At 54.2% G+C, this 12,832-nt stretch carries 11 protein-coding genes; 7 read left to right on the top strand and 4 right to left on the bottom strand.

The features are described 5' to 3' along the window. Nucleotides 1-37: 37 nt before the first annotated feature. The 4 genes from nth to map all read right to left on the bottom strand — a co-directional run bounded on the left by nth (nt 38) and on the right by map (nt 5,759). Nucleotides 38-709: an endonuclease III gene (gene nth, locus G8770_RS01415; RefSeq protein ID WP_167180997.1), complete on the bottom strand. Its 672-nt coding sequence runs from the start codon at nt 707-709 to the stop codon at nt 38-40. A 137-nt stretch (nt 710-846) separates the two neighbouring features. Then, nucleotides 847-2,046, bottom strand: coding sequence for a succinyldiaminopimelate transaminase (gene dapC / locus G8770_RS01410; RefSeq protein WP_167180995.1), 1,200 nt, complete (start codon nt 2,044-2,046; stop codon nt 847-849). Between the two features lie 67 nt (nt 2,047-2,113). Continuing rightward, nucleotides 2,114-4,801 (bottom strand): [protein-PII] uridylyltransferase, encoded by a 2,688-nt coding sequence (locus G8770_RS01405; protein ID WP_425049770.1) that lies wholly within the window; start codon nt 4,799-4,801, stop codon nt 2,114-2,116. Between the two features lie 187 nt (nt 4,802-4,988). Continuing rightward, nucleotides 4,989-5,759 carry a type I methionyl aminopeptidase gene (gene map / locus G8770_RS01400; RefSeq protein WP_167180991.1) on the bottom strand — a complete coding sequence of 257 codons (771 nt, stop codon included), beginning with the start codon at nt 5,757-5,759 and terminating at the stop codon, nt 4,989-4,991. 542 nt (nt 5,760-6,301) lie between these two features. Between map and rpsB the strand changes: the two genes are divergently transcribed. The 7 genes from rpsB to ispC all read left to right on the top strand — a co-directional run bounded on the left by rpsB (nt 6,302) and on the right by ispC (nt 12,791). Continuing rightward, entirely contained in the window at nt 6,302-7,051 is a 750-nt protein-coding gene (gene rpsB, locus G8770_RS01395; protein WP_167180989.1) for a 30S ribosomal protein S2, read from the top strand. Nucleotides 7,052-7,202: 151 nt separating this feature from the next. Then, the gene (gene tsf / locus G8770_RS01390) at nt 7,203-8,075 is read left to right on the top strand and encodes a translation elongation factor Ts (RefSeq protein WP_167180987.1); all 873 of its coding nucleotides are present in this window, start codon (nt 7,203-7,205) and stop codon (nt 8,073-8,075) included. Between the two features lie 259 nt (nt 8,076-8,334). Continuing rightward, the gene (gene pyrH / locus G8770_RS01385) at nt 8,335-9,093 is read left to right on the top strand and encodes a UMP kinase (RefSeq protein ID WP_167180985.1); all 759 of its coding nucleotides are present in this window, start codon (nt 8,335-8,337) and stop codon (nt 9,091-9,093) included. Nucleotides 9,094-9,224: 131 nt separating this feature from the next. Continuing rightward, nucleotides 9,225-9,782, top strand: coding sequence for a ribosome recycling factor (frr, locus tag G8770_RS01380; RefSeq protein WP_167180983.1), 558 nt, complete (start codon nt 9,225-9,227; stop codon nt 9,780-9,782). Between the two features lie 255 nt (nt 9,783-10,037). Continuing rightward, the gene (gene uppS, locus G8770_RS01375) at nt 10,038-10,766 is read left to right on the top strand and encodes a polyprenyl diphosphate synthase (RefSeq protein WP_167180981.1); all 729 of its coding nucleotides are present in this window, start codon (nt 10,038-10,040) and stop codon (nt 10,764-10,766) included. Between the two features lie 2 nt (nt 10,767-10,768). Beyond that, entirely contained in the window at nt 10,769-11,599 is an 831-nt protein-coding gene (locus G8770_RS01370) for a phosphatidate cytidylyltransferase (protein WP_167180979.1), read from the top strand. Between the two features lie 16 nt (nt 11,600-11,615). Then, complete coding sequence (gene ispC, locus G8770_RS01365) at nt 11,616-12,791, top strand: 1-deoxy-D-xylulose-5-phosphate reductoisomerase (RefSeq protein ID WP_167180977.1); 1,176 nt, start codon at nt 11,616-11,618, stop codon at nt 12,789-12,791. Nucleotides 12,792-12,832 lie beyond the last annotated feature (41 nt).

Raw genomic sequence — 12,832 nt, 5'->3', positions numbered from 1 at the left:
GTTTTCGATGGGCCTAAGGTTGTCTCGCCACTCGCCCCTAAGGCTTTTTCGCTTTCTTGGGGTGCTTGCGCGCCGGGTAGCAGGTGGTGCAAATTTCACAGACGGTGCCGTCACAGCCGCGGGCGCTGCAGTATTCCCGACCGTAGAAGATAATTTGCAGGTGCAGTTTGTTCCAGCTTTCGGCGGGAAACAGCCGCTTGAGGTCTTTTTCGGTTTGCTGAACATTTTTTCCACTGGTCAGTCCCCAGCGCTGGGCCAGGCGGTGGATGTGGGTGTCCACCGGAAAAGCCGGCACTCCAAAGGCCTGAGCGACCACCACGCTGGCGGTCTTGTGTCCCACTCCGGGCAACTTCTCCAGTGCGGCCATGTCATTGGGAACTTCGCCGTTGTGTTCTTCCACCAGCATTTGTGACAGCACGGAAATGGCTTTGGATTTTTGTGGCGACAGGCCGCAGGGCCGAATGATTGCCTGAATGTCTTCTACTGACTGCATGGCCATATCATAGGGGTTGTCGGCCAGCGCCCACAGTGCCGGTGTAATTTGATTGACTCGCTCATCGGTACACTGGGCGGACAAGAGCACAGCCACCAACAGGGTGTAGGGGTCTTTGTGATCCAGTGGCACCGGGGTTTCCGGGTAGAGTTCTTCGAGGCGCTGATGAATGTAGGCAACGCGTTCGGCTTTGAGAAGGTTTTTGGGTGTGGTCATCTCGAGTTCTTGTGTCGACTATTCGCGGGCTAAAGCGCCGGTGGTCTTGGTGGGGACAACAGGCTCTTTGGCTGTGTGAAATTCCTGGGGATTATACCGCGTGGGCGTCGGCAGACGCCTATCGCTGGGTCATGTCCTTATCGCTGAGCCATGAACTGTTTGATGCGCTCGGCGGCGGCCACACATTCCTCGACGGTAGCGACCAGGGCCATGCGCACATGATTCTCGCCGGGGTTGGTGCCATTGGCCTCGCGGGCAATGTAGCGGCCGGGCAGGACGGTGATGTTTTGCTCGGCAAACAGTTGCTGGGCAAAATCCACATCGCTCATGTTGCCGGTTTTGGCCCACAGATAAAAGCTGGCATCCGGACGCTCCACTTCGAGGACACCCTCCAAAATGTTCAAAACGGCATCAAACTTGGCTCGATAGGCATCGCGGTTGGCTTTGACGTGTGCTTCATCGTTCCAGGCGGCAATGGAGGCCAGCTGGTTGGTGACCGGCATGGCACAGCCGTGGTAAGTGCGGTAGAGCAGAAATTTTTCCAGTACCTCACCGTCGCCGGCGACAAAGCCGGATCTCAGGCCGGGCAGGTTTGAGCGTTTGGACAGAGAGTGAAACACGACGCAGCGGCGATAGTCATCGCGCCCCAGTTCGGCACAGGCCTGCAACAGGCCAACCGGAGGCTGGTCTTCATCAAAATAAAGTTCGGAGTAACATTCGTCGCTGGCAATGATGAAGTCGTGCTCGTCCGCCAGCGCGATCAGCTTTTGCAGGGTGGCGGTATCAATGACGGTGCCGGTAGGATTGCCGGGCGAGCAGAGGAACAGCAACTGGCAGCGTTGCCACACGTCAGCCGGCACAGAGTCGAAGTCCGGCAAATAGCCTGAGTCCACATCACAGTTGAGGAAATAGGGGTCGGCACCCGCCAGAAACGCGGCTCCTTCATAAATTTGATAGAAGGGGTTCGGGCTCACCACCAAGGGCTGCTTATTGCGGTCAATGACCGCCTGGGCAAAGGCGAACAGCGCCTCGCGGGTGCCATTCACCGGCAGCACTTGCCGTTCAGCGTCGACACTGCCGGGGGTCAGTTTAAAGCGTCGGGTCAGCCACTGGGCAATGGTCTCGCGCAGTTCTGGCAGGCCTTTTGTGGACGGGTAGTTGACCACGCGGGACAGGTTGTCGCTCAGTGACTGCAGTACAAACGCGGGAGGCTCATGTTTGGGTTCACCAATGGAGAGCGCAATGTGCGGCAAATGATCCGGTGCCGTGACTTGCGCCTTAAGCGCATTCAGTTTTTCAAAAGGGTAGGGTTGTAAGCGTTCTAAATCGGGGTTCATGGTGCTGTCCGTTGTTTGTTAACGTAAGTGAAGCAGTTGCTCAGTCGCCTGCGGTTAGCGTTTAAGGCTAGTGAGAAACCTCCACCTGCTGGTCCAGTTGTTTGCAAATTTCAGACTGTAAGGCTTGGCAGAGATCCGGGTCGCTCAGGGGTTCGCCATCTTCATCGGTGATGAAGAAAATATCTTCGACGCGCTCTCCCAGAGTGGTGATCTTGGCGTTGCTCAACTGGATGTTAAATTTCAGAAAGATGCGTGCAATCAGTGCCAGCAGTCCGGGCCTGTCCGGGGAGATGACTTCCAAAAGGGTAGTGTTGGTGTTGATGTCATTGCTGATGCTGGTGCGAGTGGGTATGGCAAAACTTTTCAGGCGACGAGGCACGCGACGACTGATGATGTCGCTGTAGTTGTCCACTTGTGCCAGCTCCTGTTGGAGCTCCTGCTTGATGTGCTCACGGAATTTGGGGTCGTCTTTAATGGGCTGATTGTTTTCATCCAGCACATAAAACGTATCGATGGTGTAACCACCGCGTTCGGTGTTGTAAATGCGGGCATCCTGAATGGACAGGTTGAGGCCGTCCAGCGTCGTGGCGACGGCGGCAAAGACATTGCTGCGATCGCGGGTGCGAATAAAGATTTCGGTCGCCCCCTCGTGTTTGCGACTGGTGGTTTCCCTGACGAGGATTAAATCTGCAGTGCTGTTGTGATCAATGATGGAACTGCTTTGCCAGGCAATCTCTTTGGCGTTCTCGCGCAGAAAGTAATCTTCATGCAGATAGCTCCAGAGCGCTTCGATTGAGTCTTTGGCGTAGCCGTCTGCCAGCAGCAGCTGTAAGGCAGCGTCCTGGGTTTCCGCAATCAAGTCCTGACGGTCGATGGGGTTTTCCAGGCCGCGGCGCAAGGCCCTGCGTGTTTCTGTGTAGAGCTGGCGCATGAGGCTGGCGCGCCAGGTGGTCCACAGCGTGGGGTTGGTGGCGTTAATGTCGGCTACGGTGAGTGCGTATAAGTAGTCCAGATGCACTCTATCACCCATTTCGGCGGCAAACTGATGAATGACATCCGGATCGGAAATGTCCTGCTTTTGTGATACGGATGACATCAGCAGGTGCTTTTCCACCAGCCAGGACACCAGTCGGGCCTCGTGGTTTTTCAGTCCGTGGCGCAGGCAAAACTGGTAGGCATCCACGGCGCCCAGTTTGGAGTGGTCACCACCACGGCCTTTGGCGATGTCGTGGTACAGGCCGGCCATGTACAGCAGTTCGGGTTTCGGCAGTTGCTGCATGCACTCATAGGCCACCGGGAATTTCTCCCGGCTTTCCGGGTAGCGCAGCTCGCGCATGTTTTTCACCACCGACAAGGTGTGGGCATCGACGGTATAAATGTGGAACAGGTCGTGTTGCATTTGCCCGATGATGTCGCCGAACTCCGGCAGGTAGCGGCCCAGAATGTTGTAGCGTTTCATGCGCTTGAGTTGGGTGACGAGCGCGTGTTTACACTTCAGCAAATCGACAAACAGCTGAGTGTTTTTCGGATCGTTGCGAAAGTGGTCGTCGATCAGGTCTCGATGCTCACGCAGTAAACGAATGGTTTCCGGGCGCACGCCATTGATATCAGGGTTGTTGCCCATGATGACAAAAATTTCCAGCAGCGCCGAGGGCTCCTGCAGAAAAACGGCGTTGTGAGTGGTCTCAATGTAGTTATCGCGTAACTGAAAGCGCTCGTTGATGGGCGTGATGAGCGCTTGACCATTATGGTTGAGAACCGCTTCGTCAAGGAAGTTCAATAGCACATCATTGAGCTCCGCGAGCGACAGTACGACGCGGTAGTAGCGGTGCATGAACTGTTCAACGGCCAGGTTGCTGTCTGAATCCTTATAGCCGAATTCTTTGGCCAGCTCGCGCTGGTAATCAAACAGTAGCCTCTCTTCGGGGCGTCCGGCAATTTTGTGCAGTCCATAGCGGACCTTCCACAGGAACTCTTCCCCGGATTGCAGTAGGGCAAATTCCTCTTCCGTGAAAAAGTCCTTTCCCGCCAGCTGGTTCAGAGTTCGCACGCCAAAGTAACGCTTGGCGACCCAGGCGATGGTCTGGATGTCGCGCAGGCCGCCAGGGGCATTTTTGACGTTAGGTTCAAGGTTGTATTCGGTATTGGCGTACTTGTGGTGACGTGCCAGCTGCTCGGCTTTTTTGGCTGCGAAAAACCGATCGGCGGGCCACATGTTTTCCGGCTGTGTCAGCTTTTGAAGTTGCAGGCAGGGGCGCTCGCTGCCCACAATGGTGCGGCACTCCAGCAAATTGGTGGCGACGGTGATGTCTTCTCTGGCGATCTCGATACATTGTTCCAGAGTGCGAACGCTGTGACCGATGTCGAGACCGATATCCCAGAGCAGCAGCAGCAAACTTTGTGCGCTCTCGAGGTCTTGGGGATTGTCCTGCTCCATTAATAACAGCAGGTCGATGTCGGATTTGGGGTGCAGTTCGCCGCGTCCGTACCCACCAACGGCGATCAGGCTGACCTGATCGCTCCAGCTAAATTGATACCAGGCGTAGTGAAGAATGCAGTCAATGATCTGTGCACGCTCATAAATCAGGCTGCGAATGTCTTCACCTTCGTCAAAGCGGGTGTCGAGCTGGACGTTGGCGGCGTTGAGTGCGTTTTTAAACAGGGGAATTATTTTGCCGTCGGCTTGTGCCAGATCACGCCGGAAACGGCCTTGGTCAAAGGAAAATAGCGGGCGCTCAAAATAGGGTGTTTCCATCATCAGGTAATGACTCTTTGTTTGCGCTGGGGCGTGGGCGTTGGCGGTATTGGCTTTTGACCGTGGTGTTGGGTTGAACGTCAGTAACAGTGCTTCCGGTAATCTTCAGTTATCTCGTGCCCCGGCCTGCAAGGCAGGCAGATTAAGAGCAGGGCATCCGCCTTTGGGGCTGAATTGAGGTGTAGCGTCAGAAAGGTTCATCCGGGCGTTTGGTCAGGACTTCGACGCCGTTCGAGGTGACGGCCAGGGTGTGTTCCCATTGTGCGGAAAGGCGCTTGTCTCGTGTTTCTACTGTCCAGCCGTCTTTCAGCAGCTTGGTTCCGGCTTTGCCGGCATTGATCATGGGTTCAATGGTAAACGTCATACCTTCTTTGAGCTCAAAGCCGGTGTTGGGCTTGCCGTAGTGAACCACCTGGGGCTCTTCGTGGAAGACGTCGCCAATGCCGTGACCACAGTATTCACGCACCACCGAGTAGTAGTTCTTTTCCGCGTGCTGTTGGATGATGTGGCCAATGTCACCCAGGCGGCACCCGGGTCTGACCAGCTCGATACCCTTGTAAAGGCATTCCTGGGTAATATCGATCAGGCGCTGGGCGTGAGGGGCCACAGCCCCGACGGTGTACATTTTGCTGGTGTCGCCGAACCAGCCATCGTATATGACGGTGACGTCAATGTTGATGATATCACCGGCTTTGAGGATTTTCTTTTCAGAGGGAATACCATGACAGATGACGTGGTTGACCGAAGTGCACACGGACTTGGGGAAGCCCTTGTAATTCAGGCAGGCTGGGATGGCTTTCTGGACATTGACGATGTGGTCGTGACAACGGCGGTCCAGTTCGGCGGTAGTGACGCCAGGAACCACGTATTCGCCTATCATTTCCAGAACCTCGGCGGCCATCCGGCCGGCGATGCGCATTTTCTCAATCTGCTCAGGGGTTTTAATGCTGACTGTCATAAGTATCCATGTGTTGATCTAAACAAGTGTTGGTCTATCTAAGTAGAAGTCGGCCGGCCTGAGTGCTTCATTGGGAAGGCCAGTCTTGAGGTTGGCCTTCCGTGTGTTTACCTGCCTGCCAGCAGTTTCAGCTCATGTTCTTGAGGGGCCTGCTGATACGCTAGGTGCCTGCTCACAGTCTATATTAAGCCCAGAATAAGCTCATAGACTGTTAAAAAGCCTTCCGCCCATGGTTATGGTGGTCGTCCGACGTCGCCAAAGAGGCCTATTGTAAACTAAGCGGGTATTCTTCCATAGCCTGTATAAAGACGTTAAAAGCTACGTTTTGCTTTCTTTGGGTGGGGCAATATGGTATAAAGCGCGCCCTGATTTGCGAAGCTGTGTATGGGTCGTCCCCAAAAAGGCTTTAGCTGTCAGGAAAAACACTAAAATGACTGTCACACATATACCGACACATCTGTCTGGGTGCCTTAGATTTTTGTAATAAAATCAACGGGTTGATAGGTGGGGTATATGGAGGCTCAACCCAAGGAAAATTTGATATGCCAAACGTAAGCATGCGCGATATGCTGCAAGCCGGTGTCCACTTCGGTCACCAAACCCGTTACTGGAACCCTAAAATGGACCAGTACATCTTCGGTGCTCGCAACAAGATTCATATTATTAACCTGGAGCACACGGTTCCAGCGTTTAACGAAGCTCTGCAGATCATCCAGCAGATGGCTTCTCAGAAGAAGAAAGTTCTGTTTGTAGGTACCAAGCGTGCCGCCTCCAAGATCATCAAGGAGCAAGCGGAGCGTTCAGGTCAGCCATTCGTCAGCCATCGCTGGTTGGGCGGTATGTTGACCAACTACAAAACCATCCGCGCTTCTATCCGTCGCTACCGTGAGCTTGAAGCTCAGGCGACTGACGGTACTTTCGACAAGCTGACCAAGAAAGAAGCTCTGATGCGCACTCGCACCAAGGATAAGCTGGAGCTGTCCATCGGTGGTATTAAAGACATGGGCGGTCTGCCGGATGCTCTGTTTGTTATCGATGTTGAGCATGAGCGCATTGCTATTCAGGAAGCCAACAAGCTGGGTATTCCTGTCATCGGTATCGTTGATACCAACAGCAACCCTGCTGGCGTTGACTACGTTATCCCGGGTAACGACGATGCGATTCGTGCGGTAAAACTGTACGTTACAGCTGTTGCTGACGCTTGTCTGGAAGGTGCTGCCAATGCGCAGACCACCAACCCAAAAGCGGGTGAGTTTGTAGAAGTAAACGACGACGAAGCCGCTGCCAAGTAAGCCGCTGATTGTCATATTGCTTGGCTGGGCTGGCTGTTAAATGAGTTTTCTTTAAGAGCGGGTTTCAGTTGAGCATCAAAAAAGGGGGCAGGGCCCCCTTTTTTGGAATTCTAAAGTCGAATTATCAAGAATTACTGAAGAGGATATTGTCATGGCAGCTGTTTCTGCTTCTATGGTTAAAGAACTGCGTGAGCGCACTGGTCTCGGCATGATGGAGTGCAAGAAAGCACTGAACGAAGCTGGTGGCGACATCGACGTGGCGATCGAAAATCTGCGTAAAGCATCTGGCTTGAAGGCTGAGAAGAAAGCCGGTCGTACAGCTGCAGATGGTGTTGTTGCGGTTAAAATGGCTGACGATGCTTCTTATGCCGTTGTGGTTGAAGTGAACTCAGAAACTGACTTCGCTGCCCGCGACGAAGGTTTCCTGGCGTTCGTTAACACTGCTGTTGAAGCTGCGTTTGCGGCCAAGAGCAATGATGTGGCAGCTCTGTTGGCTGCTGGCCTGGAAGAAACTCGTCAGGCGCTGGTGCAGAAAATCGGTGAAAACATCGGTCTGCGTCGTGTAGAGGTTGTTGAAGGTGGTGTGTTGGGTGCTTACGTTCACTCCAATAATCGCATCGCTGTTATCGCTCAGCTGGAAGGCGGTTCTGAAGAAGTGGCAAAAGACGTGGCCATGCACATCGCTGCTGTCAATCCTCGTGTGATCAACACCACGGATATGGCGGAAGAAGAAGTCAATAAAGAGAAAGAAATCATCAAGGCTCAGCCTGATATGGAAGGCAAGCCAGAGAACATTGTTGAAAAGATGATGGTTGGTCGTATCAACAAATTCCTGAAAGAGAACAGCCTGACCGAGCAGCCGTTTGTTAAGAACCCAGAAGTGACTGTCGGTCAGCTGGTGAAAGACGCCGGTGCCAGCATCACTAGCTTCGTACGTTTTGAAGTGGGTGAGGGCATCGAGGTTGCTGAGGCTGACTTCGCTGCTGAAGTGGCTGCCCAGGTTGAAGCCGCTAACAAGAAGTAAGTTGGCTGCAGGACAGTTTCGGGGTGCGCGCAGCGTAATCTGAGGCTATATAAAAGGCGGGGGTGATACCTCCGCCTTTTTGCTGTTACACTTTCGGAAATTTGTACCAGGATTGTGTAAATTTACGGATAAACCAGAAATACCGGATCGGGCTTCCCGCTGGGGCTAGTTGGGCGGGAGTGCTGGTGAATCAATAGGTTATACCCTGCGCCATGCGGGGGTCTGAAGCAGAGCAACCCACAAGTCGGAGAAGACATCGATGCCAGTGAACCCTGGGCGTGATAAGAAGTACAAGCGTATCTTGCTGAAATTGAGTGGTGAAGAGCTGATGGGGGCGGAAGGGTTTGGGATCGACCCTAAAGTTCTGGATAAAATGGCTTTGGAAATAGGTCAGCTGGTTGGTATTGGTGTTCAGGTCGGTCTGGTGATCGGTGGCGGCAATCTGTTCCGTGGTTCAGCGCTGAGCAAAGCGGGCCTGGATCGGGTGACGGGCGATCATATGGGTATGCTGGCCACGGTTATGAATGCTTTGGCGATGCGTGACGCGCTGGAGCGCAGCAATATTTCTTCCCGTGTTATGTCTTCTATCCCCATGAGCGGTGTGGTGGATCATTACGACCGTCGCAAGGCGCTGCGTTTCCTTGAGCAGGGTGAGGTGGTCATCTTCTCTGCCGGTACCGGCAACCCGTTCTTTACGACCGATTCGGCCGCTTGCTTGCGTGGCATCGAAATGGAGGCGGATATTGTGCTTAAGGCCACCAAAGTTGATGGCGTTTACAGTGCGGATCCGATGAAAGATCCAACCGCAACCCGCTATGAGCGGCTGACCTATGACGAAGTCCTGGACAAGAAGCTGGGGGTGATGGATTTAACGGCCATTTGCCTCTGCCGTGAACAGGATATGCCGCTGCGAGTCTTCCGTATGGACAAACCGGGTGCGCTGTTGAATATTTTGAAAGGTGAAAATGAGGGTACTCTTATTATTGAAGAGGCCCGGGTAGACGCCGATCAGCAATAAGAGCAAAGACGGGCCTTGCCGGTTGAGGCGGGGAACCGGGTTGATCAATTGCAGCTGTGGGCTAAAGGATTGACCGAGTCGCTCTTAGATAGAGTTAAGTGGATTGTGTTTGACCCTTTGAGGATTGAAGAATGATTGATGATATCAAACAGGATGCGCAGGAGCGCATGGGCAAAGCCATTGATGCTTTGGGAAACAATTTTAACAAAATTCGCACTGGCCGAGCTCACCCCAGCATCCTCGATGGTGTGACCGTGAACTACTATGGTGCGGATACGCCGTTGAGCCAGGTGGCCAATATTTCGGTGCTGGATGCTCGCACCTTGTCGGTCAGTCCCTGGGAAAGGCAAATGACGCCAGAGATTGAAAAGGCGATCATGAAGTCCAGTTTGGGCCTGAATCCTGTCACCACGGGTGATTTGATGCGTATTCCTATGCCACCGCTGACGGAAGAGACGCGTAAGAACTATATCAAGCAGGCTCGTAGCGAAGCAGAAAATGCCCGCGTTTCGATCCGCAATATCCGTCGTGATGCTCTGGGGGATGTGAAAGACCTGCTGAAAGAAAAGGAAATCAGTGAAGATGATGAGCGTCGTGCTCAGGACGACATTCAAAAGATCACGGATAAATTTGTCGCCCAGGTGGATGCCACCTTGGGGGCCAAAGAAAAAGATCTGATGGAAATCTAATCTTCGCGGTTGATTTTTGAGCGGCCCAACCCTGCCACCGCAGGGCTGGGCCGTTTTTGTTTGCAGTGATCGCGATTTATTCAGGTGTGGGGGCGTTATGTGGCCGATTTCCCGGCCCTGTCGCTTGCATTACTGTCGTCTCAGGGTAGGATTACCTCCCTTAAAAAAGGAATGCCCCCCCTTTTAAAACGGGTTTGGCTTCCTTGAAAATCAGTATTAGCCCGTTGCGCATTATGCCGGGTCAGGAGTTTGTGAGTGAGTGGTAACACGTTACGCCACATCGCCATCATCATGGATGGCAATAACCGCTGGGCTAAACAGCGGGGCAAAGCTGGCCCTCAAGGGCACAAGGCCGGAGTTGAAAAGATTCGTGATGTAATGGCTTCCTGTCAGCGCCACGGTGTGGAAGTCTTGACCCTGTTCGCTTTCAGTTCTGAAAACTGGAAACGCCCCTCGATTGAGGTCGAAGCGTTGATGACCCTGTTTCTCAACTATCTCAAGCGCGAGGCGAAAAAGCTCAACAATGAAGGCGTCAGGCTGCGGGTGATTGGCCGGCGTGATCGCTTCAGCGAAAAGATACAAAAAGCCATTGTTGAGGCCGAGGCGCTGGCTCAGGAAGGCCGCACCACATTAGTGATCTGCGCGGATTATGGCGGTCAGTGGGATATGACTAATGCCGCCAGGCTGGTGGCGGAAAAAGTCGCTGCGGGTGAGCTGTCACCAGAGGACATTACCAGCGATACTATTCAAGAGCACATCTGTATGGCTGATTTGCCGCCCCCGGATCTTTTGATCCGCACCGGTGGGGAGCACCGAATCAGCAATTTTCTGTTGTGGCAGGCCGCTTACAGCGAACTCTACTTCTCAGACCTGTATTGGCCGGATTTCGGTGCTGAGGCGCTGGATGCGGCGGTGGAAGATTTCCACCAACGACAGCGGCGTTTTGGTAAAACGGCTGAACAAGTCTTGGCGCAGGGGAAATAAAGTTGCTTAAACAGCGAGTTATTACTGCGATTGGCCTGGCGGTTCTGTTCTTGGGGGCTCTGTTCTTTTTGTCGGTGCAAGGCTTTGCCATAACCATTGCCGCAGTGGTTATGCTGGCGGGTTGGGAGTGGGGCAACATAGTTGGGCTCAAAGCCCAGTGGCAGCGCTGGTTGTATGCGGCGCTGGTGGGCGTCGTCATGGTGGCCGCAGGCTGGTACACCCAGTTGATTCAGACCGGTGAGCTGAGCATGGCTCCGTTGCGGGCCCTGTTGCTGGGGGCCTGCACCTGGTGGGCCGTGGCTCTGTTGTGGGTGCAGGGGTATCCCTCGAGCACCGTGCTCTGGTCCCACCCTGTGGTCAAGGCCGTGATGGGTATCCTGGTGTTGGTGCCTACCTGGCTCTCGCTGGTGTTCCTGCGCAGTGAATCGCAGGGTGAATGGTTGATTCTGCTGGTGGTTCTGATCGTGGTGTGTGCTGACATTGGCGCTTATTTCAGTGGCCGGGCGTTGGGCAAGCATAAGCTGGCGCCGGCCGTCAGTCCCGGAAAAACCTGGGAAGGCATGTGGGGTGGTTTTATTTGTTGCCTGATTTTGGCCCTGGTTGTGGGCTTGGGCTTCAGTGGCGGCTGGTGGGTGTTGGCCATCGTGGCGCCGACCAGTTTGGCCTCTGTGTTGGGCGATTTGTTGGAAAGTATGGTGAAGCGACAGCGCGGCATCAAAGACAGCAGTCAATTGCTGCCGGGTCACGGCGGCATTCTGGATCGGGTGGACAGTTTAACGGCTGCGGCACCGGTGTTCGCGTTGGCGGTGCTGCTGACCGGCTGGCAGGTGTAACTTGGTTGGGCAGTTAATGAAACAAAATCTCACCATTCTTGGTTCTACAGGTTCTATTGGGGTCAGTACCCTGGATGTGGTGGCGCGTCACCCCGAGCGTTTCACTGTTTTCGCGCTGACGGCCAATACCCAGGCCGAGGCCTTGTTGCAGCAATGTCTTCTGCATAAGCCGCGTTATGCGGTGATGCGCGATGAGGCCGCAGCGGAACATTTGGCGCGGGACCTGCGATCGGCCGGCAGTGAGACCCAGGTATTGGCCGGTGAAGCTGGGCTGGTGCAGGTTGCCGAAGCGGCTGAGGTTCAGACTGTCATGGCCGCCATCGTGGGTTCGGCCGGATTGTCACCCACGTTGGCGGCCGTCACGGCCGGGAAAAAGGTGCTGTTGGCTAATAAAGAGTCTCTGGTGATGGCCGGTGGTCTGTTTATGCAGGCGGTCAAAGACTCGGGCGCGGTGCTACTGCCGATTGACAGTGAGCACAATGCGATTTTTCAGTGTTTGCCCGTCGATTACCGAGGCATTGAGGATGCAGGTATCCGCCGCATCTTGCTGACCGGTTCAGGGGGGCCTTTCCGGGAGACGCCGATTGCAGATCTGGCATCAATGACCCCCGATCAGGCCTGTGCGCACCCGAACTGGTCCATGGGGCGCAAAATATCCGTGGATTCCGCCACCATGATGAATAAAGGGCTGGAGTTTGTAGAGGCCTGCTGGTTGTTTGATGCTCGGCCTGAGCAAATTGAGATTGTGGTGCACCCGCAAAGCGTTATTCACTCAATGGTCGAATACAACGATGGTTCCGTACTGGCTCAGATGGGCAACCCGGATATGCGAACCCCGATTGCGCATGCCCTGGCCTGGCCTGACCGAATTGACTCGGGTGTGGCCAGTTTGGACTTTATGGTTACCAGTCGGCTCGATTTTGAAGCCCCCAGTTTTGAGCGATTTCCGGGATTGCGATTGTCCATAGAGGCCGCCAAGGCCGAAGGCATTATGCCCGCGGTGCTGAATGCCGCTAATGAAGTCGCAGTGGCTGCCTTTTTGGAAGGGCGGGCAGGATTTACCGATATTCCGGTGATTATTGAAAAAGTGCTGGGGCAAACTCGTCAGCGTGACGCAAAAGACTTGTCGGTGGTCATCGAGGCTGATGCCCAGGCCCGGGAAATGGCTGAATCATTGCTGGTGCCGGCTTAGTCGGTGGCGAGCGTTTAGTGTAGGCAGGGTGCAACTTTCAC

It is taken from the genome of Pseudomaricurvus hydrocarbonicus, from assembly GCF_011602365.1.
Lineage (GTDB): Bacteria > Pseudomonadota > Gammaproteobacteria > Pseudomonadales > Cellvibrionaceae > Pseudomaricurvus > Pseudomaricurvus hydrocarbonicus.
This window is presented reverse-complemented; position numbering and strand designations above follow the sequence as displayed.